The 23549-nt window shown below is 54.2% G+C and carries 18 protein-coding genes; 11 read left to right on the forward strand and 7 right to left on the reverse strand.

Annotated elements, in window-relative coordinates:
• Window positions 1–86 precede the first annotated feature (86 nt).
• The 6 genes from FNT36_RS08725 to FNT36_RS08750 all read left to right on the forward strand — a co-directional run bounded on the left by FNT36_RS08725 (window position 87) and on the right by FNT36_RS08750 (window position 6878).
• Window positions 87–1463, forward strand: coding sequence for an O-antigen ligase family protein (locus FNT36_RS08725; protein ID WP_233635792.1), 1377 nt, complete (start codon window positions 87–89; stop codon window positions 1461–1463).
• Window positions 1464–1531: 68 nt separating this feature from the next.
• Window positions 1532–2701, forward strand: coding sequence for a glycosyltransferase family 4 protein (locus FNT36_RS08730; protein WP_144846480.1), 1170 nt, complete (start codon window positions 1532–1534; stop codon window positions 2699–2701).
• Between the two features lie 2 nt (window positions 2702–2703).
• A complete protein-coding gene (locus tag FNT36_RS08735) occupies window positions 2704–3957 on the forward strand; it encodes a glycosyltransferase (RefSeq protein WP_144846482.1) in 1254 nt (417 codons plus the stop codon).
• 58 nt (window positions 3958–4015) lie between these two features.
• On the forward strand, window positions 4016–4573 hold the full coding sequence (locus tag FNT36_RS08740) for a WcaF family extracellular polysaccharide biosynthesis acetyltransferase (protein ID WP_144846483.1): 558 nt from the start codon (window positions 4016–4018) through the stop codon (window positions 4571–4573).
• Between the two features lie 47 nt (window positions 4574–4620).
• Window positions 4621–5589, forward strand: coding sequence for an NAD-dependent epimerase/dehydratase family protein (locus FNT36_RS08745; protein WP_144846485.1), 969 nt, complete (start codon window positions 4621–4623; stop codon window positions 5587–5589).
• Between the two features lie 50 nt (window positions 5590–5639).
• The gene (locus FNT36_RS08750; protein WP_144846487.1) at window positions 5640–6878 is read left to right on the forward strand and encodes a WcaI family glycosyltransferase; all 1239 of its coding nucleotides are present in this window, start codon (window positions 5640–5642) and stop codon (window positions 6876–6878) included.
• Window positions 6879–7005: 127 nt separating this feature from the next.
• On the opposite strand, the gene FNT36_RS08755 is transcribed toward FNT36_RS08750, so the two are convergent.
• Entirely contained in the window at window positions 7006–10035 is a 3030-nt protein-coding gene (locus FNT36_RS08755; RefSeq protein ID WP_144846489.1) for a T9SS type A sorting domain-containing protein, read from the reverse strand.
• Window positions 10036–10750: 715 nt separating this feature from the next.
• Between FNT36_RS08755 and FNT36_RS08760 the strand changes: the two genes are divergently transcribed.
• Window positions 10751–11329: an acyltransferase gene (locus FNT36_RS08760; RefSeq protein WP_144846491.1), complete on the forward strand. Its 579-nt coding sequence runs from the start codon at window positions 10751–10753 to the stop codon at window positions 11327–11329.
• 5 nt (window positions 11330–11334) lie between these two features.
• Here FNT36_RS08760 and FNT36_RS08765 read toward each other — a convergent pair whose 3' ends face one another.
• The 5 genes from FNT36_RS08765 to rfbF all read right to left on the reverse strand — a co-directional run bounded on the left by FNT36_RS08765 (window position 11335) and on the right by rfbF (window position 16708).
• Window positions 11335–12468: a glycosyltransferase family protein gene (locus FNT36_RS08765; RefSeq protein WP_144846493.1), complete on the reverse strand. Its 1134-nt coding sequence runs from the start codon at window positions 12466–12468 to the stop codon at window positions 11335–11337.
• A gap of 263 nt (window positions 12469–12731) precedes the next feature.
• On the reverse strand, window positions 12732–14084 hold the full coding sequence (locus FNT36_RS08770; protein WP_144846495.1) for an NAD(P)H-dependent oxidoreductase: 1353 nt from the start codon (window positions 14082–14084) through the stop codon (window positions 12732–12734).
• Window positions 14085–14105: 21 nt separating this feature from the next.
• Window positions 14106–14663, reverse strand: a complete 558-nt coding sequence (gene rfbC, locus FNT36_RS08775; RefSeq protein ID WP_144846497.1) for a dTDP-4-dehydrorhamnose 3,5-epimerase — start codon at window positions 14661–14663, stop codon at window positions 14106–14108.
• A gap of 38 nt (window positions 14664–14701) precedes the next feature.
• Entirely contained in the window at window positions 14702–15784 is a 1083-nt protein-coding gene (locus FNT36_RS08780) for an NAD-dependent epimerase/dehydratase family protein (RefSeq protein WP_144846499.1), read from the reverse strand.
• A gap of 45 nt (window positions 15785–15829) precedes the next feature.
• The gene (gene rfbF / locus FNT36_RS08785; RefSeq protein ID WP_144846501.1) at window positions 15830–16708 is read right to left on the reverse strand and encodes a glucose-1-phosphate cytidylyltransferase; all 879 of its coding nucleotides are present in this window, start codon (window positions 16706–16708) and stop codon (window positions 15830–15832) included.
• A gap of 1885 nt (window positions 16709–18593) precedes the next feature.
• Between rfbF and FNT36_RS08790 the strand changes: the two genes are divergently transcribed.
• The 4 genes from FNT36_RS08790 to FNT36_RS08805 all read left to right on the forward strand — a co-directional run bounded on the left by FNT36_RS08790 (window position 18594) and on the right by FNT36_RS08805 (window position 22260).
• Window positions 18594–18881 (forward strand): hypothetical protein, encoded by a 288-nt coding sequence (locus FNT36_RS08790; protein ID WP_144846503.1) that lies wholly within the window; start codon window positions 18594–18596, stop codon window positions 18879–18881.
• Between the two features lie 474 nt (window positions 18882–19355).
• Window positions 19356–20495 carry an acyltransferase family protein gene (locus FNT36_RS08795; protein WP_144846505.1) on the forward strand — a complete coding sequence of 380 codons (1140 nt, stop codon included), beginning with the start codon at window positions 19356–19358 and terminating at the stop codon, window positions 20493–20495.
• Between the two features lie 60 nt (window positions 20496–20555).
• Entirely contained in the window at window positions 20556–21536 is a 981-nt protein-coding gene (locus tag FNT36_RS08800; protein WP_144846507.1) for an aldo/keto reductase, read from the forward strand.
• A gap of 154 nt (window positions 21537–21690) precedes the next feature.
• On the forward strand, window positions 21691–22260 hold the full coding sequence (locus tag FNT36_RS08805) for a DUF4136 domain-containing protein (protein ID WP_144846509.1): 570 nt from the start codon (window positions 21691–21693) through the stop codon (window positions 22258–22260).
• 15 nt (window positions 22261–22275) lie between these two features.
• Here the strand turns inward: FNT36_RS08805 and FNT36_RS08810 are convergent, their stop codons facing one another.
• Window positions 22276–23424, reverse strand: coding sequence for a Gfo/Idh/MocA family protein (locus tag FNT36_RS08810; RefSeq protein WP_144846511.1), 1149 nt, complete (start codon window positions 23422–23424; stop codon window positions 22276–22278).
• Window positions 23425–23549: the final 125 nt, after the last annotated feature.

The raw sequence follows: 23549 nt of genomic DNA on the forward strand, positions 1-23549 counted from the left end.
ATTACACCAAGCATTACTGTGTTTAGGGCACGAGCTTTAGCAGAAAACAGCCCTTATCGTTTTTCCTGCTTACCCTGTTATCCCGCATGAATTCTTATTCACCTACCAACAATACTAGCGGAAGTGGGGCCGCCGCGGCCCTGTATTCGTATGCCCTGCCCAAGCAGCAGGCAGCCGAGAACCAGTTGCTTAAGCGTGGTATCTGGCTGTACTTTTTGTTGCTAATTTTTGAAGGTGCGCTCCGCAAATGGGTGTTGCCCGGGCTGGCCTCGCCGCTGCTGGTAGTGCGCGACCCCCTCGCCATCTGGCTGATATACAAAACGTGGAAGTCGGGCCAACTGCCAGATAATTTTTATCTGACTAGTATTCTCCTGATTAATGGTATCAGTTTTATCGCGTCGCTGGCCCTAGGGCACGGCAACTTGGTGGTAGCGGCCTATGGCCTACGCATCATGTTGTTCCATTTTCCCCTCATGTTCGTCATAGGCCGAATTTTCGACCGCGATGATGTTATCAAAATGGGCCGCGCGACGCTCTGGATTGCCATTCCGATGACTGTGCTAGTAGCCATTCAGTTCTATAGTCCGCAGTCGGCTTGGGTCAACCGAGGAGTGGGGGGCGACCTAGAAGGCGCTGGCTTTAGCGGTGCTATGGGGTTCTACCGCCCGCCGGGCACATTCTCCTTTACCAATGGTAATACGCTGTTTTATGGCTTTGTAGCGTGCTTTCTATTCTACTTCTGGCTCGATAGTAAGCAGATAAACCGGGTGGTGCTGCTCATAGCTACTGCGGCGCTGTTCATGATGATTCCGATATCGCTCAGCCGCGGCCTGTTTTTTCAGATTGGCGTTTCCGTCATTTTTGCATTCTTGATTGTTGCGCAAAAGCCAGGATATATCGGCCATTTTTTCGTTGGGATAGTCATTTTTGCCGTCGTCTTGGCGGGCCTAAGCTTTATTCCCTTCGTCCAGACTGCTATTGAGGCCTTCCTATTTCGCTTCGATTCGGCCAGCGATATTGAAGGTGGCTTGAAGGGTACCCTAGGAGACCGCTTCCTCGGGGGCATGGTGAGCGCGCTCTCCGACTCGGCGCAGATGCCTTTCTTTGGTTATGGTATGGGCATGGGCACCAATGCTGGTAGCGTGCTGCTGCAAGGGGGAGAAGAGCGTACCTTCCTGATAGCAGAGCAGGAGTGGGCCCGAGTAATTGGCGAGATGGGACCTCTGCTAGGAGTATTGGTTATTGTGATTCGCCTAGCGTTCTGCACTAAGATTGCACTCGCTAGCTACCGCAAGCTTGCCGTGAATGACCTGCTTCCCTGGATGCTGTTGAGCTTCGGTGTGCTCAACGTGCTGCAGGGGCAGTGGGCGCAGCCTACGGCGCTAGGGTTTAGCACCCTGATAGGAGGGCTGATGATAGCCTCGCTCCACACTCCTGAGCGCCAGCAGCTAGCTCGCCCCTAGGGCCAGCTTTTGCCCGCCGCCCTGCTGGAAAAAGCAGTCGGCTCACGTTCTACTTAATTCTTCGCGCAGTGAATATTGTCTTTTTTGCTCATCCTAGCTTCCTAGGGCACCAGAGTATGCCGCGGTTTGCGCAAATGCTGGCCGATGGCATGCGCGCCCGGGGGCACGAAGTGGCTATATGGGCGCCTGAAGCCAAGTTTTCGCGGCTGCCGGCTCCTAGAAGCCTCAAAAAGTGGCTGGGCTACCTCGACCAATACCTTGTATTTCCAAGCGCGGTGCGCCGCCGCCTGCGGCAATATCCGGCTAGCACCCTATTCTCGTTTACCGACCAGGCCCTGGGGCCTTGGGTGCCGCTGCTGAGCGGCCGGCCGCGGGTGGTGCACTGCCACGATTTTTTGGCGCAGCGGTCTATGCTGGGCGAAATCCCTGAAAACCCGCCGGGCTGGACGGGGCAGCAGTACCAGGCCTACATTAGGCGGGGCTACGCCGAGGGGCAGCATTTCATTTCTGTATCGCAGCGCACGCAAGAAGACCTGCACCGATTTTTGCCAACCACACCGCGGCGTTCAGACGTGGTGTACAATGGCTTAAACCAAAGCTTTGCGCCGCAAGACGTGGCCACAGTGCGCGCGCAGCTAGGCCAACAAGTCGGCCTGGACCTAGGGACAGGTTATCTGCTGCACGTAGGGGGCAATCACTTTTACAAAAACCGGGTTGGCGTCATCGAGCTATACAATGCTTGGCGCGCTACCGGGGCCGCGGCGCTGCCATTGCTATTGGTAGGCGAAGCGCCAAATGAGAGCCTAGCTGCTGCTCACGCGCAGTCACCCTACCGCCAAGATATTCACCTGCTGAGCGGCCTAGCCGACCAGCACGTGCGGGCCGCCTATGCTGGGGCCTCAGTATTTTTGTTTCCGTCGCTGGCCGAAGGCTTTGGCTGGCCGATTGCCGAAGCGATGGCATCGGGATGCCCCGTTATTACGACCAACGAGGCACCCATGACGGAGGTCGCCGGCGAAGCGGGGTTTCTGATTCCGCGCCGCCCGTCGGCCTCGGCTGAGGTAGTGGCCTGGGCCAAAGCCGGCGCACAGGTAGTGGCGCAGGTGCTGCAGCTATCGGTGGCCGAGCGGCAAGCAGTGGTAGCAGCAGGCCTGCAAAATGCAAAACGCTTCAGCACTGACGAGGCACTGGATAAGATAGAAGAAATTTACAGCGAAATCATAGCGACAAGCTACTAGGTATGAGAGTACTGCACGTGGTACCCGAAATGGACCCCCGCATGGGTGGTGTGTGCCAGGCAGTGCGCACCATTATTGCGGGCCTCAGCGAACTGGCGGTGCACAACGAAGTCGTGAGCCTGGACCCGACCGACGCGGCATTTTTGAAAAACGACCCATTTACGGTGCACGCCCTAGGTGCCGGCAAAGGGCCGTGGGGTTACAATCCGCACCTGGTGCCGTGGCTGGTGTCACACCTGCCGCAGTTTGATGCGGTAGTAGTGCACGGACTGTGGCTATTTTATGGCCATGCCGTGCGCCGGGCTCAGCGGCAGCTGCAAGCCCAGCGCACGGCGGGGCAGACGCTGCCCAAAGTGTTTGTGATGCCACACGGTATGCTAGACCCCTATTTTCAGCGGGCTTCTGGGCGCCGGCTAAAGGCAATTCGCAATACGCTATACTGGAAGCTGCTAGAGCAGCAGCTTATCAATACGGCCGATGCGTTGCTCTTCACCTGCGAAGAAGAGCGCCGGCTGGCGACTCAGCCCTTCCGGCCCTACCGCCCCCAGCGCACGGTAGTGGTGGGGCTCGGCGTGGAGGAGCCGCCTCAGCAACGCGAGGCGATGCAGCAAGCCTTGCTGGCAAAATGCCCCGAACTGGCCGGCGAACCTTACCTCTTGTTTCTGAGCCGCATCCACGAAAAGAAAGGAGTAGAGCTGCTGCTGCAAGCCTATGCGGCGGTAAGCCAGCAGGCGCGGACAACTGCCTCTGCAGCCTTGGTAGCCAGCAGCGGGGAGGCCGCTGAGGAACTAGCGCCAGCTCCAAAGCTTCCTAGGTTGCTGGTGGCGGGCCCCGGCCTCGATACGCCCTATGGCCAGCGTATGCAGGCGTTAGTGGCGGGCTCACCGGTGCTTCGTAGCGCAGTTTCGTTTCCGGGCATGCTCACGGGCGATGCCAAGTGGGGCGCCTTTTATGGCTGCGAGGCCTTTGTGTTGCCCAGCCATCAAGAGAACTTCGGCATCGCGGTAGTAGAAGCCTTAGCTTGTGGCAAGCCAGTGCTCATTTCCGACCAAGTAAATATTTGGCGCGAAATAGAAGGCGCTGGGGGAGGGTCCGTCAGGCCCGATACTGCTGCCGGCACGCACGAGCTGCTAGCCCACTGGCAGCAGCTAACGGCCGCCGCAAAAACCAATTTTCAGCAGCAGGCCCGCCGCACCTTCGAGCAAGAGTTTGCTGTGCGGCCCGCCGCCGTCCGCTTTTTACAAGCTATTCAATAGCTCCGACCAACCTAGGGGCTGTGCCTGCGGGCGGCCCCGCTGAGTGATTTTACGCGTTATGCCGCATTACCAAGACTTAAGTATATTTACGGTACCTGCTTCATTTAGAGGTAAATCCAAAATCACAGTACAGCTGTGGTGGATAGTGCAGGCCACCATTTTTGCATGGTCGCCGCAGGTGCTTTACCAGTGGCGGGTGTTTTTGCTCCGGCTATTTGGGGCCAAAATCGGCAAGCATGTCAAAATCAGGTCGTCGGTGCAGGTAACTTATCCCTGGCTAGTGAGCGTGGGCGACTATTCCTGGATAGGCGACGAGTGCGTGCTGTATAGCCTAGGCCGCATTGACATTGGCCAGCACGTGGCCCTAGCCCACCAGGTGTATGTGAACACCGGCGGGCACGAATACCAAAAGAAGACGTTCGACATCTTCAGCAAGCCGGTAGTCATCGAAGATGAGTGCTGGATTACCAACGATGTATACGTGGCCCCTGGCGTCACCATCGGCAAAGGCACGATAGTGAGTGCGCGTAGCAGCGTGCTCAAAGACTTACCTGCTGGCAAAATATGCGTGGGAACGCCCGCTAAGCCTATCAAGGACCGTGAGATGCTCGCGTGAGCCTAGGTCGGTATCAGCAAGGTTTTTTAGGGCATTATAACTGCAATATGAAAAAGATTTTGGTAACGGGTGGCTCCGGCTTTATAGGCACTAATTTGATAGCCAACCTACTAGGCGAAGGCTATGAAGTTCTGAACCTAGATAAGGCAGCCCCACGCAATAAAGACCAAGCAACTGTTTGGCAGCAGGCCGACCTACTGGACTACGATAAGCTGCACCAGCTCATCACCGCTTTCTCGCCCGAAGCCATCGTGCATCTGGCCGCCGTGACGGACCTCGATGGCACCAACGATGAGTATTACAAAGCCAACACGGCGGGCGTTGCTAATCTACTGAAAATAGCGGCCGAGTTGCCGGCTCTAGCGCGGGTATTGCTGGCGTCTTCCATGTACGTGTGCAAGCCAGGTTATATCCCGAAGGGCTACGACGACTATAAACCGCACACGCTATATGGCAAAAGCAAGGTAGAAGGCGAGCTAGTAGTGAAAAACAGCCCGAAGCAAAGCTTCGAATGGGTGATTTTTCGGCCTACTTCCATCTGGGGGCCATGGTTCGGCATTCCCTACATCGACTTTTTTAACGTGGTGTACCAAGACCGGTACTTCGACTTTGGCAGCACGTGCACCAAGACGTATGGCTACGTAGAAAACACCGTTTACCAGCTGAAGAAGCTGCTAACGGCCCCGGGTATCCATGGCCGTACGTTCTACATTGGCGACCAGCCGCCCATTCATATTGCGGAATGGGCCAATGAGATAGCTGCCGAAATGGGCAAAGGCAAGATTAAGAAGGTGCCTTACTTGGCCATTCAGGCGGCCGCTACGGTGGGCGATGTGCTAGCCAAGTTTGGGATAAAGTTTCCTATGACCAGCTTCCGGCTCACCAACATGCAGACCGACAACGTGCTGCCTCTCGATGCGCTTTACGAAGTAACCGGCGGGAGCCCCGTGTCGCGGAAAATGGGCGTGCGCCACACGCTAGACTGGCTGCGCGACCACAAAGGCTACAAAATCTAAGCTACTATCCAGTTTATCTAGCTATTTCTTGACGCAGCTACCTAGGGATTATGAATAAACGAATTTTGCTGATAGGGTACAACTACTTTCCGGAACCCACTGGCATTGGCAAATACAGTGGCGAGATGATACAATGGCTCGCCGACCGGGGCTACACGTGCACGGTCGTCACCGCCTACCCGTATTACCCATTTTGGAAGGTTCAGGAGCCCTACTACCAAAATCGCAATCGCTACCAGGTAGAAGAGCGCACTGGCTCCTTAGGCGGCAGCATTACGGTGCACCGCTGCCCCATGTACATTCCGGCCGCGCCGTCGGGGCTCAAGCGCATGCTCCTCGACTTCTCCTTTTTAGTGAGTTCCTTCTTCAAGGTGGTGCAGCTGTCTTTTGGCCAGAAGCACGACTATGTGGTAGCCGTGGCGCCCTCCTTTCAGTTTGGCCTGCTTGGGGTGCTTTACAAGAAGCTCAAATCGGCGAAGTTCATCTATCACATCCATGACATGCAGATAGAAGCCGCCCGCGATTTGAACATGATTAAATCGGAGGGCGTAGTTAACTTTTTGCTGAAAGTCGAGAAGTATATCTTCAACCAAGCCACGGTCGTGAGCTCGGTGTCGGAACAAATGGTGGCCAAGATTGAAGCGAAGGCTAAAAAAGAAGTTGTCCTGTTTCCCAACTGGGTCGATGATGCTCGATTCTTCCCCATAACCGACCGGGGAGCGCTAAAGCAGGAGTTTGGCTTCGCTGCTACCGATACTATTGTGCTATACTCGGGGGCCATCGGCGAAAAGCAGGGCCTAGAGAGTATCGTGTATGCCGCGCAGGAGTTTCGCCAGGAGCCCGGCGTAAAGTTTTTGATTTGTGGCTCGGGCCCCTACAAGGAGAAGCTGATGAACCTAGTAGCCGAGCTGAAGTTGGATAACGTTATTTTCTTTCCGCTGCAGCCTGTTGAGAAGTTTAATAAATTTCTCAACGTGGCAGATATACACTTGGTCATTCAGAAAGCCAATGCCAGCGACCTGATGATGCCTTCCAAGCTCACAACCATACTGGCGGTAGGGGGCTTGGCCCTCATCACTGCCAACGAAGGCTCGGGACTGCACACGCTGGTGCAGAAGCACGGGGTAGGCTTACTGGCCGAAGCAGAAAACCAGCAGGCCCTGAATGCAGCGCTCCGCCAAGCCATAGCGGGCAGCCACGAGACCATTCGCCTAAACGCCCGCGAGTACGCCAAAAACTATCTGTTTATCGACAAGATTATGAGCAAGTTTGAGGGGCAGCTAGCTTAGAATAATCAGCACGCTAGCAATAGGCAACGCTTCGTAAGTTTACTCAGACTGACAACGGCCTCAGCATACCCTAGGTAGGTATACTGAGGCCGTTATCGATTAAACAGGCAATCAGCTAAGGAAAAAGCTAGTTGCTTTTCACCACCTTGACGGTAGTAGAGCCACTGGCCATTTGTACCTGCACTAGGTAAATGCCAGCGGGGTAAGTAGATAAGTCGAACGGAATGCGCTGGGTTTGCCCAGTAGTTGGCCGAAGCCGGCAAATGTGCTTGCCAAGCGTCGTATAGATGTTGGCTTCCAGCAAGGGGCTGTTAGGCGTAATCAGTTCGAAGAGGCTAGTACCCGGGTTCGGCGCTACGCTTGCCAGGGGAGCGCTGGTAGCGCTGGCAGCCTCAGTGACTACTGCCACCGGCGAGAAGCTTTCCGTTCCGTCTTTGTCCACCAAGCGCAGGCGGTAGTAAGCGGTGCCAGGCAGTGGCTTGGCATCTAGGTAGCTATAGTTGCGAACCTGGGTGGTGGTGCCACCACTAGCTACTTTGCCTAGGGCGCTGTAAGCTTGGCCGTCGGCACTGCGCTCGACTACGAAATAATTGCTGTTCTGCTCGCTGGCCGTTGTCCATTTGCAAACTACCGTGGCGGCATTGCGGGCGGCTTCAAACGTGGTGAGCACAACGGGTAAGGGGGCGGCTACCACTCCGGCTTGGGCAACGGCGATAGTCGAGCCTAGGGGACCGCTACCCGTGAGCTCGCGCAGGGTATTGGTGCCCTCTACGCGCCAGCGGTGGAGGCCGGCGTGGGCGGCTTCATCTACTGTGTACACGTGTAGGGTGTTAGCCGAGGGGCGTATCATGTACATGTCGATGTTGTTGCCGGCCAGTCCGGGGGGCGAGTAGTTGCTGTCGCTGAAAAAAGCAGCCGTAGCCGGTACTCCAAACTCGCTGATAAGCAGGCCATCTTGCGAGAAGTGGTAGAAAGTATTGCTTACCGAGTTGTTTTGGCCGTTGTACAGCGCCACGATGTCCTTTTTATCGGCATAGACAGTAGCACCGTCCCAGCCACCATAGGCATCTACCTCGGGGTAGGCGCCCCGGCCTTCGGGGCGGCTGATAACCTGGCCGGGGTGGAACCTGGCGTTCCAGTCTGCTGCATTCGGAGCCACTGTACCTAGGTGGTAGGCGCCGGGCTCTTTGCGAGAGGCCTGATAGGTTACATAGCTACCATTTTCGGTGCGCGGTATTCGGATGCGGGCACCCATAGGCTTACTGGGGAAGGGGTCTTTGCCCCGCCACCAGCTGCTGAGCACAGTCCACATCACCTTTACGGGGCCATACTGCGGGTTGAAGTTGCTATCGTAGCCCGTCAGCGCACGCTCTTCGCATACGAGCTGGGCTTTACCAGTGCTGCTAACCCCGTAGTCCGATTGCGGCATGTCCACGTTGGTGCGCGCGCAACGCAGGCTGCCATCGGGCATCTGGTCGTATGCAAAGCCACCATTGCCAAATTCTTCCAGCAAAACGCCGGTGAAGCGCAGCGGACCAGTAGCTGGTAGTTCAACTACTTGCGTTCTGGCAGCGCGCCAGCCCGCATTATCAGTGTTGCTGTCGTGCACCTGGGCATAGGTGCGGCCATTAGCGTGCGTCGTAACGTTGATGAGACTGCTGTAGCGCATATGGTCTACCCCTCCGGCAGCCCAGTTCTTCACTAGTTTCCAGGTAGGCGAGGACAACAGGCTTTGGTCGCCGGGCTTCAAGGGAGAAGTGCTCACCTTGAACTCGAGGTGCCCCGAAAACATGCGAGTAGGGTCTGCTTGGTCGCCAGCTATATGCAGGCGGTCGGGCAAAAACATAATCTGCTCGCGGTAGCTGCGGTCGGCCCCAAAGTGAAGCACGCGCACGTTGCCAGCGTCGAGCACCCAAAACGTACCATCGGGCTGCCATTTAACAAACGTAAATGGGGCACCATAAGGGTCGCGGTCAACAGCACCACGCGCCAGGGGGTCAGCTATTTCAAACCAGAACTTGTCGTTCACTACATCGGGGCCCTTCACCGGGTAGCCACCCGCTTGGCCATAGGTCCAGCGCGGCGTGCCTGCCGCTGAGTAGGCCTTTAGCTGCTGGCTGGTGCCGCCATCGGCTACCAAAACCAAGTCCTGCGAAGGATGCGCATCTAGCGCCAGCGGCGCAACGATGCCCGTCAAGGTATTTTGCTCAGCAAAGCTCTTGCCGCCCGTCACGGTAAAGCGCTTCACCTGCCCAGCCGTGATAACCCACAGGTCGCCAGTGCTTGCAAAGGCGACTTGCCCCGGCGAGGCTACTGCCAAGGTACCTAGGGGAGCGCCGGTAGCGGTAGCGTAAAACTGCACCGTGTTTTGAGCCTTGCGCGCCACAGCGATGTAGTTGCTGCTAACGGCGAAGCCCGTAATGCGATTAGCTAGCCAAGTGTCGAGTTGGGGTAGGTTGGCTACCGGCGCCTGCTTCAGGCTAAGTACGCCTACGCGCTTGTGCAGGTCATAAATGGCCGTTTGGCCGCTGCTCCAAGGGGCCTCTCCTTTGTCTGACTGCCGAAAGCGCATGATAAAGCTGCTGTGCAGATTATCCCAACCACTATTGTTAGTTGCAGCATATATATAGGTGTCATCAGCCCGCACAAAGCTGAAAGCGTCAAACAAGTCTGTGTTGAAGATGCGCCGGGGGGCCTGCGCCGTACCCGTCGGGCTGTATACCAGCCCGGAGGTTACTTCATTATATCCTAGGGCTGCGTATGATTCGCCGTTGGCTGCCCCGCAAAAGTCCTGCATTGTGGTGAGGCTGTGCCAGATGTTATCAGTCCAGCTAGCCGAAGTGTTGCCCACTACCCCTTCCCACACGTACTTCTCATTGTGGGCAATTACTTTAATCTTATACGTGCCAGCGCCCACAGGCTGGCCATCGTTGTCAAGCCCATCCCAGTTTACTTGGTATTCACCGGGGTTATAAACAGTCCGCTGCCACAAGGTGCGCACAAGTTTGCCATCAGCCCTGTAAGCACCCGCACTGGTGGTATAAGTGCTATCAAGCCGAAAACGCAACGTAGTTTGGGCTTGTGCAGCTTGAACAAAAAAACTTGATAGTAATGCAAATAGTACCCGTATTTTATAGCCCTTCAAAACGCTACTCATAAAGTGGTTATTAAAAATATTTTATTCTAATACAGTTCGAGTCTTGTTGCAAATATAAGTTATCTGATAGAGGATGATTGCGTCTCCTTTCTATTTTGTGCTTTTTATAAGAATAATCAAGCCATTTTATAAGATATGTTCAATAAAAAGGCTATTTGAGGCTTAAAAAAATTAAAATACTAAGCCATTTGACAAAATGAAGGTTTAATGATTATGAATTACAATTTGTATTTTTTAATGACGAGGCAATTCTATGATGAAAAAAAGTATAAATCTTAATTATAGATTTACATGGTAGCTAGGCTGTAGCCTAGAAGTGCCCCAGCAGGTCTCAGCTGCCTATAGTAATAAGCGGAGCTTATCTAAATAAAGCAAGAATGTTGCACGCCGCCCCTTTGCTGGTGCTGAAATCTATCTTGATTGAATAGGATATAAATCAGAAAAAAGCACAGGGCAATACAAGTTGCACAACCCGCTAAAGTGCTATCCACCGCGTTGTTGCAAGCCAAAATGGCCTTAGGCAATACATATATAGGCTTAGGAAGGGCATCTGTGAACACTGTCGTGCTGCGACAGATGCCACACGATATGCAACAGTGCTACCCATAAGGGTTACCCCACATTATATTGGGCTCAAAGGGCAGCGGTATTCACAGGCCGACTCCTATATTTAGCCGAACTTTGCAATCATGTATTGCTTAGGTAATAGTCTAGAATGCGCGCAAACTATATTCTGCAGCAAGGCGGCTTCGTCTTTCGCTTTCGATATGCTCCTAAGTTTTTCGGGTTTTTTCGCCGCCAGTGGCTGTCGCTACTAGGCATGAAAATCGGCAGCGGAACCCAAGTGCCGAAGCTCACGATAACTTGGCCACATCAGGTCGCTATCGGTAAAAATTGCATCTTAGAGCAGGGTATATATTTTAAGTACGATGGTACGTGGCAGCCAGGACCCGCCATCCGCATTCAGGATGACGTATTCATTGGCACGGGCTGTGAGTTCAACATTCGAGAAAGTATTGACATCGGCAAAGGCTCGCTCATTGCCTCGGGTAGCCGCTTTGTCGACCACGACCACGGCATTGTAGCCGGCCAGCCGATGCGCATGCAGGAAGGGCCCCAGCAAGCTATCGTGATTGGCGAAGATGTCTGGATTGGAGCGAATGTGGTAGTGCTAAAGGGAGTTACTATTGGCATGGGGGCCATCGTGGCCGCCAGTGCCGTTGTTACCAAGTCCATTTTGCCCAATGAAATATGGGCAGGAGTGCCGGCCAAGAAAATAGGCCAGCGCAAATAATCCTGCTAGCGGCTACGTGCTAGGGCATCGGCTAGCTGGCGGGCAACGAGGGGCAGCCTCCGCACCGGCTGCGAGTCTTGCTTGGTAAGGTAAGTGCCGAAATTACCCTCTTGGTATACCGCGATGCCCGGAGTGGTTTGGGTAAGGGTAATGCCGCGGGGCTGCCAAGCGTGCGCTACGCACAGCACGGGTAGGCCGTGCTCTTGCATAGCAGCCGCCGTGCCGCTTTTGCCGAGCAGCACAGCAGGCGTAGTTGCGATGCCTAGGGTAGCACCCAGTAGCACTTCCGAGATGCGGGCAGGCTCTTGCTCGCCTAGTATTTCTACCGGCAAGCCCGCTGCCTGCCAAGTAGCGGCCCAAAGTGCTTGCTCGCTGCCGCAGCGGCCGAGCAGCGTGAGCGTTACTGTGGTGTCGTGGGTGCGCGCATATTGCGCCGCGTCGCGGGCAAGCTGCTGGATGGGCGTGCCCACGTGGATATTGCCAAACACAACCAATTGCACGGCCTTGTCCGCAACGGCTGGGTCTGAGCTGCCAGTAGCGGTGGACGGGCGTTGGGGTGCATTATTAGAAATATTGGCGAAGAGCGGCAGGTGCTCGCTTGCAAAGCCAATCTTTTGTAACTGCGCTTGGTAAAGCAGGGTTTGGGTATGGATAACCCGTGGCTTTAGCTTATTAATGAGCTGTGTAATAAGGTACTGCTGCGCGCGGCCCCACCACTGGTGCTTGAGGGGCGCATGAGTGTCCATGCCCACCCACAGCTCATGAAACATGATATGCCAGGCGCGGCCCTTTCCTAGTGACGCTAGGTGCTTCGCCAAGCTAATATTCAATCCCTTAGGATGAAACGAGAATGGTACAAACTGCAAGCTTAGCCAGTCGGGCTGCCAGGTAGCTACCTGTTGCTGGGCGCGCTCAAAACGTTGGCCTTCTGGCCAGGCGGCGGGTAGCCGCAGCACTGTCAGGCTGGCCTCATCTACTGGCTGCGATTCGAGCGTTGCCTGCGTAACGTAAGTGTCGTTTAGGCTGATGCCATAAGCTTCGTGCCCTTGCTGAACTAGCTCAATGGCCAGCCGGCGGGCATAATCACCAACACCATCGCGGCCAGGCTCGAGGCAACCGCAGAGAAAAACTATTTTCATGAGGTATCAACTGTGGCAGTAGGCTGGCGCTAGCAGTTGCGCTGTTGCTAGCCCTTGCCTGAAAAACCGCACTAATGGCACACCTAGGTGAGCTAAAATACGGCAACCGAGTGCCCGCAGAACAAGTAGCTGCCTAGGCCAAGACTGCGAATATAAAAGAGTAAGTAGCTGCCAGCTCCTAAAAAACAGCGGCCAGCTTACTCCAGCGTATGCGAGAGTAAGCTGGCCGCTGTCCACGGCTAGCTAGCTTGCCAGCGCCGCTACTAGAGCGGGCTCTTGGCTAGCGCACCTTCCAGCACCAGGGCATCGGTGAGCGCCGGCTGCCCAAAGTAGGCTTCCTGCTCGCGGCGCAGCTGGTCGATGAGACGGCCTTCGGGCAAGATGATGTCATCGTAGGTGAGCACTTGGTCCTTAGGCACATCGTGGCGCAGCACGCAGCCCTCGGCCACCCCTATGGGGAGCAGGTTTTGCTGCCGGGCCAGCGGGTAGTTCTCCGCCAAGCCATACGTCATGTAATGGCCAATGCCGTCGAGCGTTTCGCCGGCTTTGAGGTCGATTTTAGCCGCCGTTACTACTTCTACCTTCGGAGCACCCTGCGGAGCCAGCGCCGCATCATTGAAGAGCACGGCCCGCGCTACCGAGTTGGGGGTTTCGAAATGGCAGAGGTGATAAGGGGTGTAGAAGCAGTAAAGCGGCCCTGGACCCAGCTTATACAGCTTGAGGTAGTGCTGTTGCACCGGGTCGTCGTGCGTACCGAGTACAAACACACCAGGGCCCGGCTCGGCGCCCACTACGTAGTCCACAATGCCGGGGCCGCCACTCAGCAGCAGGTCCTGCGGGTACCACTCAGCGGCTTTGCTGATGGGCGTGCCCGGGGCCACGGTGGGCCCTAGCATGCCGCGCTGGGCCACTTCCATCCCGAGGGCATTGGCGATAACAGCCTGCTCGAAGCTGATTTTGCTACCGTCGGCAAAGCTGGTGACCATGCTCGGGTTTTGGCCCCACTGGCGGGCAAAGCCCTCCTGGGTGGTTGGGTTGCGGTAGGGGTCGTGCAGGCCTTTGATGTTGCCGCACAGCACAGGCTTGACACCTAGGCCAATAACGAAGCGTGCTAGGTTAAGCGTCACGCCCGGCTGGTCGCCATCCGACACCGTGTATACCACACCAGCGCGGTCGGCATACACTTTCAGGATAGAGCCAGCCGTGCCATCGAGCTCGGCATTGAGCAGCACAATGTGCTTACCGTGCTTGATGGCCTCGAGCACCACGTGTGCACCGTGCTCCACGGCACCCGTCACTTCGATAATGGCATCGATGCCTCCTGCCCGGCTCAGCAGCAGGGCATCTTCAGTGATAGCCGGCTTGCCAAGCTCGATGCAGCGCTCTAGCGCGGCTACCGACGACACTTCTTGTGGGCCTAGCTCGCCTGCCTCTTCGTAGGCGCGGCGCGCCTGGGCTAGGGTGCGGTTAGCAATGGCGACCAGCTCCATGCCCGGCACGTAGCGGCAGATTTGCCGGGCCACGCCCCGGCCCATAAAGCCCGCGCCTACCATGGCTACCCGAATGGGCTTGCCAGCAGCTTGCCGCGCCTTTAGTGCGTTGTCAACTAATATCATGATGCAGAAAAAAGCGTGAGGCTAAAGCGTAATGGTAGCTGGAGTAGCCAGCGGCTGAAAGTCGGGGTGAACTTGGTCTTTGGCCGAGACTAACTGCGGCACGGCTGGCCACTCGATGCCAATGGCTGGGTCGTTCCAGCGCAGGCCACGCTCGGCGCCGGGCGTGTACTTGGCTGATACCTGATAGGCCACATCCGTATTAGGCTCTAGGGTCAAGAAGCCGTGGGCAAAGCGGCCAGGCACGAATAGCTGCCGAAAATTATCGGCCGTCAGCTCTACGCCTATCCACTGGCCGTAGGTCGGCGACTCTTCGCGCAGGTCTACTATCACATCGTAGAGGGCGCCGCGGGTGCAGCGTACCAGTTTGCTTTCCTCGTAGGGCGCCAGCTGGTAGTGCATGCCGCGCAGGGTACCCTGGGTGGGGTTCGACGACAAGTTGGCTTGCAGCGGGGGCAGGAAAATGCCATGGGCGGCAAACTCATCCTCGCACCACGAGCGGGCAAAAAAACCGCGTTCATCGGTACGGCGCTCTAGGTCAATGATGAAGGCGCCCGCCAGTTTGGTTTCAGTAAAAGTCATAGAAAGGGTATGCAGAAAAGGCTACGTCAAGTACTGGCCTAGGCCAGCGAAGCTTCAGCCGCAACTGGGCTGGTCCAGGTTAGCTGCTCGGTTAGTTCGCCTTGCTCGCGCAGGGCAGCTAGTACCCGCAGACGCATCAGCCGCGAGCCGCGGAATTCTGGGTCACGGAAGCCCATAGCCAACAGCTTTTCGTGCAGCTCGGCAATGGTAGCAGCCAGGCTGTGCTGGGGCTGGTGGTCGGGCGCGAGCTCTTGGAACAAGCTAAAATCGACGCGGTACGAGCGCAGGTCGGGGGCGGCGGCCGGGTTTACGCTTACGCGGGTGCCGGGCAGGGCTTCGGCCACAGCCTCGGCTAGCTCTTTCACGCGGTAGTTCCACGCATCGGAGCCGGCATTTACGGCCAGGAAGCGGCCGCCATTTGTGGCTTCGCGGGTCACAGCCCACTCAATGGCGCGCGCCATGTCGCGCACATGGATGAGCGGCCGCCAAGGCGTACCATCGCTCAGAATGCTGATTTCGCCCGTAGCTACGGCGCTGGCTACAAAGTCATTGAGCACTAGGTCGAGCCGCAGGCGGTCGCTCCAGCCGCAGGCAGTAGCAAAGCGCAGGCAGGTTACCACAAAGTCGTCGTCGGCCAGCGGAGCTAGGTCTTGCTCGCTAGCTACTTTCGAGCGGGCATACGCCGTAAGCGGGTTCACACTCGAGGTTTCGGTTTTAGCATCTTCGCCACCCATGCCGTAGATGCTGCACGAGCTAGCGAATACAAAAGCCCGCACCCCAGCCGCTTTGGCCTGCCGAGCCAGCTCAATGCCCGCTTGGTGGTTGATTTCCATCGTCACTTCCTCGTAGGCCTTGCCCATGGGGTCGTTGGAAATGGCAGCTAGGTGCACTACTGCATCTACACCGGCGAGTAGCTCGGCGGGTACTTGGCGCACGTCGCCAAACTCCTGGCGGTCGAGCCGCGACTCAGGCAGGCGCTCAGCGCCCGTGAGGCAGTGAGCGAAAAAGCCTAGGTCGTACCCAATCAGTTCGGCAGCAGGAAACGCTTGGCGAAGCTGTTGCACTACGCCGGGCCCTACGTAACCCATATTGCCCGTGAGCAGAATGCGCGACAAAGTCATAAAAACAGTAAGATTAATGCAATAAAAAGGTCAAAAAAACAGAGGTTAGAGCACACCGGCTAGTAGTTGCTCAGGCAATGCCCGGGCAGGTGCATCGACAGGAGCGGCCGCTTGTCGAGGGGCGGCGGGGGTCCAAACAGGCTCTGGGGACCATACTTTCCACGGGGCTTTGCCGGCCTGCCAGAGTTCTTCGAGCATGTTGCGGTCGCGCAGGGTGTCCATGGGCTGCCAGAACCCGCTGTGGCGGTAAGCGGCCAACTGGCCCTCGGCTGCCAAACGCTCCATCGGACCTTTTTCCCATACCGTGCTGTCGCTATCGATATAGTCGAATACGCTGGGCTCCAGCACAAAGAAGCCGCCGTTAATCCAGGGCGTTTCGCCGCCTTCGGGCTTCTCCGTAAAGTTGTTGACGTGGCTGTCGGCCTCGCTCAGGCTGAATACTCCAAAGCGGCCCGGCTGGCGCACGGCCGTTAGGGTAGCTTGGGCGCCCTGCTGGTGGTGGTAGGCAATGCTGGCTTGAATATCGATGTTGCTTACGCCGTCGCCGTAGGTGAGGCAAAACGTCTCGTCGCCCACATACTCGCGCACCCGGCGTAGGCGGCCACCCGTCATGGTTTCGAGGCCCGTGTCAATGAGCGTCACCGTCCAGGGCTCAGCATTGTTGCGGTGGATTTGCATTTCGTGGCGGTCCGTCCGAAAAGTCACATCCGAGGTAAGCAGGAAGTAATCGGCGAAATACTGCTTAATCATATGGCCTTTATAGCCGCAGCAAATCACAAAGTCGGTAATACCGTGGTGAGCATACGTTTTAAGAATATGCCATAGAATTGGCTTGCCACCAATTTCTACCATGGGTTTGGGCCGAATGCCACTTTCCTCGCTAATGCGCGTGCCGTAGCCGCCTGCCAAAATAACTGCCTTCATAGATGGGAATGGGTAATAAGTGAAAAATGACGTTCCGAGCGGAACAAGCGAAAGCGAAAGAAAAAGCTAGCTAAAGAGTAATTGAGCGTAATAGCTTAATGCTAAAGCGCATTTTTATTAATGCTGCGTAAAAGCAGAAGGCGCGCAACCGGAATAGCGATGCTGTAGAAAAGAGAGGGTAAGTATGGCCTATTGCATAGGGCTACTTAAGTAGCGCGATTGCTTGAAGAGCCTGAGACCCCACTTAGGCCAGAAGGCTGCATATTAAGCAAAAAATAATAGCGGCCTGTCTGCTATAGCGCTGAAAATTAGAAAGTAACAGCCGGCTGGTTATGCTGCGACGCAAAGAGCAAGATGCGTTATTGCAGCGGGTGCCAGCTTGCCAGACGAGCAGGATACCTGCCTAGTAGCATAAACTGTACCTAGGTAATAGCTAGCTGTTGAAGACCTACTACTGGGCGGCAGACTGACAAGAAAGGAAATAGTGCTAACATAGGAAGAGCGGGGAAGGAATAGTGTTGTAAAGGAAATTCTTATTTCGCTCCTAAGCAATATTTTCAAAATGCTAGCTTAGATGAAATTTTGGTGAATATCAGAAAAGTTATGCGCTTTTGCCTCCCCATTGCTGTTTTAGCAAGTATTCCTTATATTAAATAATTTCTCGTTTTAATAAAGAAAATTCATTTCTAGTTCACCATATAGATGACCATTTCAATAGAGTAGCTTATGTCGTCAGATAGTAATTAGGTAAAGTGCAAAATCGATATAAGATTAGTGAAATAGATATAGAATTTGCCTGCTAATCATATTGCACTGATACCTATAGAGACCCGTCTGAAAGATGGTATCGGAGTTATTTTGGTAAATCAGCTTTGTGATGCTGTAATACAGGCTAGCAGGAGATGCTAGGACTACCCTAGCTACGCTGTGCTCAGATTAAACCCAGGCGTAGAAACGGCTTACCAAGTTCTGTGAGAGCCACGCTATGTTGAGTGCTACGATAAGGTCACTCACACTTCGTCACCAACGCTAGGCGAAAGGCTAGGTGCGTTGGCAGGCGGCTTATAAACTAGCTTGAGGTTTACGCATGGCGTGGCGAGGAGCGCCTGCAAGAAAAGCTATTCGCCTCAAAAGCCCTATTAATACAGCAGCACTAGTGGTCCCTAGGTTGGGCAGCTCGGCTAGTAGCGTGTTGAGAAGTCATTCGTCAACTGCTTAGTCAGCGGGTAAGCTGCAAAACGTGGTTTTGCTTAGGATATGGTGCTCCAATATGCTGTTTAAGAAGGTATAGCGTAAGTAATAGTAAGGTGTATAAGTACGGAGCTAGCCATATAGGCGACCTAGGTACCTAGATAACACTACACTATATAGCATGTCAGGATAAGATAGCTCCAGACAGTTGTAAGGGTAAGCAGACCTAGCCTCTTTATAGAAAAAAAATAGCGCGATAGGACTTTGAAGAGTAATAGGTAAAATGGTGAATATCTGATTAAATTCAGTGTAAAGTTGAGTTAAGAAAGAAAATATGTCTTTTTAGTGGTTAATTGTTCAAGCAATATGCATTAAGATGCCGAAACGTAATTCTATAAGCCTTGTCAGCTCCTTTTTGCTAGACTTAGTGCAATAGGCCAGCACTATTACTATGTATACAGCTGCCAGTTAAGAAAGGATAATTCTAAGTTAGTGGCTTCTATTTCACTTAATATCCACTAATAATAACGATGAATTTAAGTAATCAAGGCAGCACTATTCGTCGTTGATACACACTGTAATTAATTAAAATGTAACTAATGCTAATGATAGCTGGTAATATACTTGTTAGTATGATAAAACTTGTGTTCTTTTGCATTATTAAACCATACACCAACAGTCAACCTTTCTTCAAATGGCAGTAGACCTTGCCCAATTACAACAGATACTAGACAACGCTCAAAAAGCTGACGCGTTCAAATCCGACGTTAAACGTGCGCTGCGTAAAGTGTCTTCCTTGGTAATCAACCTGCAAAGTGCCCTAGAGGAAGTAGACGCGCTGATGAGCGATGACTACACGCCAACAGTAAAGGAGCGTAAGGCACGGGCACCGCGCGAAGCCGGTGAGGTAGATGCAGAAGCTCCTTACGGCAGAAAGAAAGACGGTACTCCAAAAAGCAAGCCTGGCCGTTCTAAAGAGTAATCTTTACCAGTAATTAGGAAGCCCGCTTAACGGTCGTTAGGTGGGCTTTTTGTTTTTGCGCCTCCCGAGCTGAGTGCGTCGAAAAGAAGCGCTCCCTCTTGGCAAAGCAGCAGCGCGCTTAGCCAGCTTGGCAAGAGCACGGGCTCCACAGAGGCACCGGTAACAAAAAACAAATTAGTCGCTGGTAAGCTGAGCATTTTTATGCTCATATAGTTACTAACCTATCAGTTAAGCGGTGCTTTGCGATGAGGCGATAAAGCAATTTACCAACTAATTGGCTAGTATAATCACAAGCTTATCTGCGAGTTGTTCTATATTTGACCCGTATTTTTGTCAATGATTTTTTGCTGGTAGCTAATTAGTTAAATGTCTACTAATGCTAAAAGCGAGCAATTTTCTGCTGTATAAAATGCGCGATAAATCAACTGTTTTGCTGCGGGCGATTGTAATTTATCACTGCTTATAGTTCCTTTTATGAAGCTGAGTATACTTAAAACTAAATTGTCGAATGAGGTTTCGGCAGTTCCTACTGAGTTAGCTCAGCCATATCTTCCTTATCTAGATGGCCTTCGTGGAGTTGCTATTATTATAGTAATCCTTAGCCATTGCCTGAAAGAGAATCCCTATTTTGATGTATTGGGCGAGGTAGGAGTGGAAATATTCTTTGTACTGAGCGGCTTTCTTATTACTACGCTGCTGTTCAAGGAGAAAATAAAGAACGGCCATATTTCACTTAAGCTCTTCTATATAAGAAGAGCGTTACGAATTATGCCGGTGGCGTATTTATTTCTGCTGGTATTGCTCATTCTGAATGTGTGCTTTGCGCTGGGTGTCACGCCTGTTGGGTTTCTAGCTTCGGCCTTGTATATTAAAAATATACCAATTCCGAATAGCGCCGATTGGTACAGTGGGCACTTTTGGTCGCTGTCGATAGAAGAACAGTTCTATTTGTTCTTCCCCTTTCTATTAGTGCTTAACCTTAATAGGTACACGCTATTGATAAGCTTATTGGTAATCGTATTACCTATAATTGGGCTGTTGGCGGTAAACAAAGTTGGGATTTTCTATACCAATACAGCTATTCATGCACTAGTCTTTCTACTCAATTCTGTGTTCTTCGGCAGCGGAACGGTTTCTATCCTGGTAGGTTCTTTATGCGCTATACTCGTGTTTAAGGAAGTAGTCGTAATAGATAGATTATGGAATAATTATTTTTTAAGTTTTGCGCTATTTCTGCTTGCGGTTACTATTGGGTATAAGGAATCAGTATTGTTTATACCTCATATTTCGCGATTGTTTTTCTCGACACTAATCGCCTGGATTATTTTACTTAATTTGAAGCAAGAGAAAAATCTGTTTTCAACTATATTGGGTTGGTCAGCTTTTAAGCAAATTGGCATTCTGTCTTATAGTCTATATATCTGGCAGCAATTATTTACGCATAACCAGCCGTGGAAAAACGCGTTTCCGTATGCCGATTCTTTGGCGCTGAATCTGCTGGTTCTTTATGGAGTGGCGACAGCTTCTTATTATTTATATGAGCAGCGGTTCCTCGTGCTTAAAAATAAATTCAAGCAAGCACCTCCCAAGCGAAGCTTAGTGAACGCCGCCTAGGTAGTTCGGCCGTATACAGGTGCTCAACCACCTTGCTCGCTTGTCGCGGCTGACTACATTATGGAATTCACGCGTTTAGGGGCTACTGGCCTACACGTTTCTAAAATATGCCTGGGCACCATGACCTACGGCACGCCCACCGACCGCTGGCCCTGGGCTCTGAATGAGGAGCAGAGCCGGCCTTTCATTCAGAAAGCGCTAGAACTGGGCATCAATTTCTTTGATACCGCCGACGTGTACTCAAATGGCGCTAGCGAGGAGGTAGTGGGGCGAGCGCTTCGCGACTTTGCCAAGCGCGACGATGTGGTGCTGGCTACTAAGGTATTTAACCCTATGGGGCCCGGCCCCAACCAAAAAGGGCTGTCGCGCAAGCACATTATGAGCGCCATCGACGCCAGTTTGCAGCGCCTAGGTACCGATTACGTGGACTTGTACCAGATACACCGCTGGGACTACGACACGCCCATTGAAGAGACGCTGGAGGCGCTGCACGATGTAGTGAAGGCTGGTAAGGCGCGCTACATCGGGGCCTCGTCGATGTACGCGTGGCAATTTGCGCAGGCGCTGTACCTGGCCGATAAGCACGGCTGGACGCGCTTTGTGAGCATGCAGCCGCACTACAACTTGGTGTACCGTGAGGAAGAGCGTGAGATGCTGCCGCTGTGCCAAGACCAAGGTATTGGTGTTATTCCGTGGTCGCCGCTGGCGCGGGGGTTGCTTACGGGCGGGCGTAGCAAGGCGCGCAACGAGACGGAGCGAGCCAAAACTGATGCTTTTGGCAAGAGCCTCTACGGCCGCGATGACGATTTTGCGGTGGCCGACCGCGTGACCGAGATTGCCCAAGAGCGGGGCTTGCCTAATGCCCAAATTGCCCTGGCCTGGATGCTATCGAAGCCCGCAATTACGGCGCCCATTGTGGGGGCCAGCAAGCCCGGCCACCTCGAAGATGCCGTGGCTGCCATTGATGTGAAGCTGAGCGCTGATGAGATAAAACGCTTGGAGGAGCCGTATCAGCCGCACCCGGTGCTGGGCTTTTCGTAGACCTAGGGAATAGCGATTAACTGACCCACATGCCCAGCCAGCGCGAGTGAAATGACGCGCTGGCTGGGCATTGTGCTGTTAGGCATGGTAGACGACCTACCTAGGATAACCGTATAAGCTGTTGACCCGCACTACTCTTGTAACCTTCTTGCTTATGTATTTCCTGTCAAATTTTCTAAAATTGCCGCTGCTAGCCTTCGCACTTGGCTTGGTGGCTTGCTCTACCAATGAGCGGTTGGCGCAGGTTGACCAAAAGACGGGTATCAACTTCGCTACCTATAAAACCTATGGCTTTATGGACGCGGTGGCCCGCAACGACTCGGCATTTCAGAACTCGGGCACTGGCATCTTTGACCTCAAGCGGGCGGTGACAGCCGAGATGGCACGCCGCGGTTTTCAGCAAGCCGAGCAGCCTGACTTGTGGGTGAACATCGGCATCGTGACCCAGCAGAAAATTCAGACGCGGGAGGCCAACTTTCGGTTTGATGGCGCGCCGCAGTACATCGGCCAGCGGCGCTACCACTGGGATGCCCGCGACATACCGGTAGGCCAGTACCAGGAGGGTACCGCCACTATCGACATTGTAGATGCCGCCCGCAAAGAGCAGATATGGCAAGGCACTACCACCAGCATTCTATCCAATAAGCCTATCAAGTCGGCCAAGCAGATTGATAAGGCAGTCGCCACGATGTTTGAGCAGTTTCCGGTAGCGCCACGTAACTAAGCGGCCCTAGGTGGCTTAGCGCGCGTGAGTGCGGTCGATGAGCTTTTGCACGTCGGTAGTGGCTACTTTCTGGCCGGTTTCGGCAGCGCGGTAGATGGCCAGCAGCAACTGCACGTCGCGCAAACCCATCTCGCCAGGCACGCGGGTGGGCTTGTTGTGCAGCACGCAGTCGGCAAAGTCGTCCATCTGGGCGGCTTGCTGGTTGATGTTGGGCAGGTTGAGCTTGCCATCGTTTTTGCTGGTGCTGCCTGCCAGGCCGCCGTAGCCGAAGGCTGGCTGCAACTCAAACCAACCGTTAGCAGCCTCGGCGCGCAGGCGGCCGTCTAGGTTTTCGGCGTAGCTGGTGTGGCAGTCGGCCGTGGTGCCGTCGGCAAATTGCAACTGCCACTTGAGGCCCGCTTCCACATCCTTAAATAGCTGCGTGTCGGTCTTAGGGTCGAACTTGGCCGTGACCGCAATGGGCACCTGGCCTTTGGTATAAATGCAGCCTTGCAGGCTGTAAATACCCATATCCATGAGCGGACCGCCGCCCGCCAGCGCCTTGTCCACGCGCCACGGCGTGTCATTGCCGAACCGAAAACCGTTGTCGGACACCAGGTGCTTGAGCGGTCCGTAGGCTTGCGTCTGCCCTAGATGCATCATGGCTTGGTTGTGCGGCTCGAAGTGCAGCCGGTAGCCAATGCTCAGTTTTTTGCCCGCTTTCTGGCTGGCGGCTATCATACGGCGGGCGTCGGCCACGGTGGTAGCCATCGGCTTCTCGCAGATGACGTGCTTACCAGCCTGCGCGGCGCGCACCGCATACTCGGCGTGCAAGGCATTGGGTGTCACCACGTACACGATATCAATATCCGGGTTGTCCGCGATGCGGTCGAAGGTCTTGTAATCGTAGATATTTTTGTCGGCCAGCTGATACTGCTGCTTCCACTTAGCTGCCTTTTCGGGCGAACCCGTGACGATGCCCGCTAGGCGGCATAGCTTGGTTTGCTGCAAGGCGGGTGCCAGCTGGCCGCTGCTGTACTTGCCCAGGCCCAGTAGGGCCACGCCCAGCTTGCGTTCGGGCGGCGCTGCCAGGAGGCTGGGTGCCAGCAATGTAGCTCCGGCACCGAGCGACAGAGTACGGAGAAATTCGCGGCGCGAGGCGGCCGAAGTGGCAAAGTCAGTCATGGCGAAGAAGGGAAGTAAGCTATGCACTTACCCATTACTACCTCAGCGGGTTATGCCGAGCTTACTTAAAATAAACACCGAGGCCGTGGCAAGTGCTGTGCATAAGATAAGCAGATGAGCTGCCG

The organism is Hymenobacter setariae (assembly GCF_007713685.1).
GTDB lineage: Bacteria > Bacteroidota > Bacteroidia > Cytophagales > Hymenobacteraceae > Hymenobacter > Hymenobacter setariae.

Bases quoted from the DNA above. Each gene is read 5' to 3' on its own strand.
- FNT36_RS08745 (WP_144846485.1), top strand. From the start codon at position 4,621: ATGAAAAAGATTTTGGTAACGGGTGGCTCCGGCTTTATAGGCACTAAT.
- FNT36_RS08725 (WP_233635792.1), top strand. From the start codon at position 87: ATGAATTCTTATTCACCTACCAACAATACTAGCGGAAGTGGGGCCGCC.
- FNT36_RS08790 (WP_144846503.1), top strand. From the start codon at position 18,594: ATGGCAGTAGACCTTGCCCAATTACAACAGATACTAGACAACGCTCAA.
- rfbC (WP_144846497.1), bottom strand. From the start codon at position 14,663: ATGACTTTTACTGAAACCAAACTGGCGGGCGCCTTCATCATTGACCTA.
- FNT36_RS08760 (WP_144846491.1), top strand. From the start codon at position 10,751: ATGCGCGCAAACTATATTCTGCAGCAAGGCGGCTTCGTCTTTCGCTTT.
- FNT36_RS08750 (WP_144846487.1), top strand. From the start codon at position 5,640: ATGAATAAACGAATTTTGCTGATAGGGTACAACTACTTTCCGGAACCC.
- FNT36_RS08735 (WP_144846482.1), top strand. From the start codon at position 2,704: ATGAGAGTACTGCACGTGGTACCCGAAATGGACCCCCGCATGGGTGGT.
- FNT36_RS08780 (WP_144846499.1), bottom strand. From the start codon at position 15,784: ATGACTTTGTCGCGCATTCTGCTCACGGGCAATATGGGTTACGTAGGG.
- FNT36_RS08795 (WP_144846505.1), top strand. From the start codon at position 19,356: ATGAAGCTGAGTATACTTAAAACTAAATTGTCGAATGAGGTTTCGGCA.
- rfbF (WP_144846501.1), bottom strand. From the start codon at position 16,708: ATGAAGGCAGTTATTTTGGCAGGCGGCTACGGCACGCGCATTAGCGAG.
- FNT36_RS08765 (WP_144846493.1), bottom strand. From the start codon at position 12,468: ATGAAAATAGTTTTTCTCTGCGGTTGCCTCGAGCCTGGCCGCGATGGT.
- FNT36_RS08805 (WP_144846509.1), top strand. From the start codon at position 21,691: ATGTATTTCCTGTCAAATTTTCTAAAATTGCCGCTGCTAGCCTTCGCA.
- FNT36_RS08800 (WP_144846507.1), top strand. From the start codon at position 20,556: ATGGAATTCACGCGTTTAGGGGCTACTGGCCTACACGTTTCTAAAATA.
- FNT36_RS08755 (WP_144846489.1), bottom strand. From the start codon at position 10,035: ATGAGTAGCGTTTTGAAGGGCTATAAAATACGGGTACTATTTGCATTA.
- FNT36_RS08810 (WP_144846511.1), bottom strand. From the start codon at position 23,424: ATGACTGACTTTGCCACTTCGGCCGCCTCGCGCCGCGAATTTCTCCGT.
- FNT36_RS08740 (WP_144846483.1), top strand. From the start codon at position 4,016: ATGCCGCATTACCAAGACTTAAGTATATTTACGGTACCTGCTTCATTT.
- FNT36_RS08770 (WP_144846495.1), bottom strand. From the start codon at position 14,084: ATGATATTAGTTGACAACGCACTAAAGGCGCGGCAAGCTGCTGGCAAG.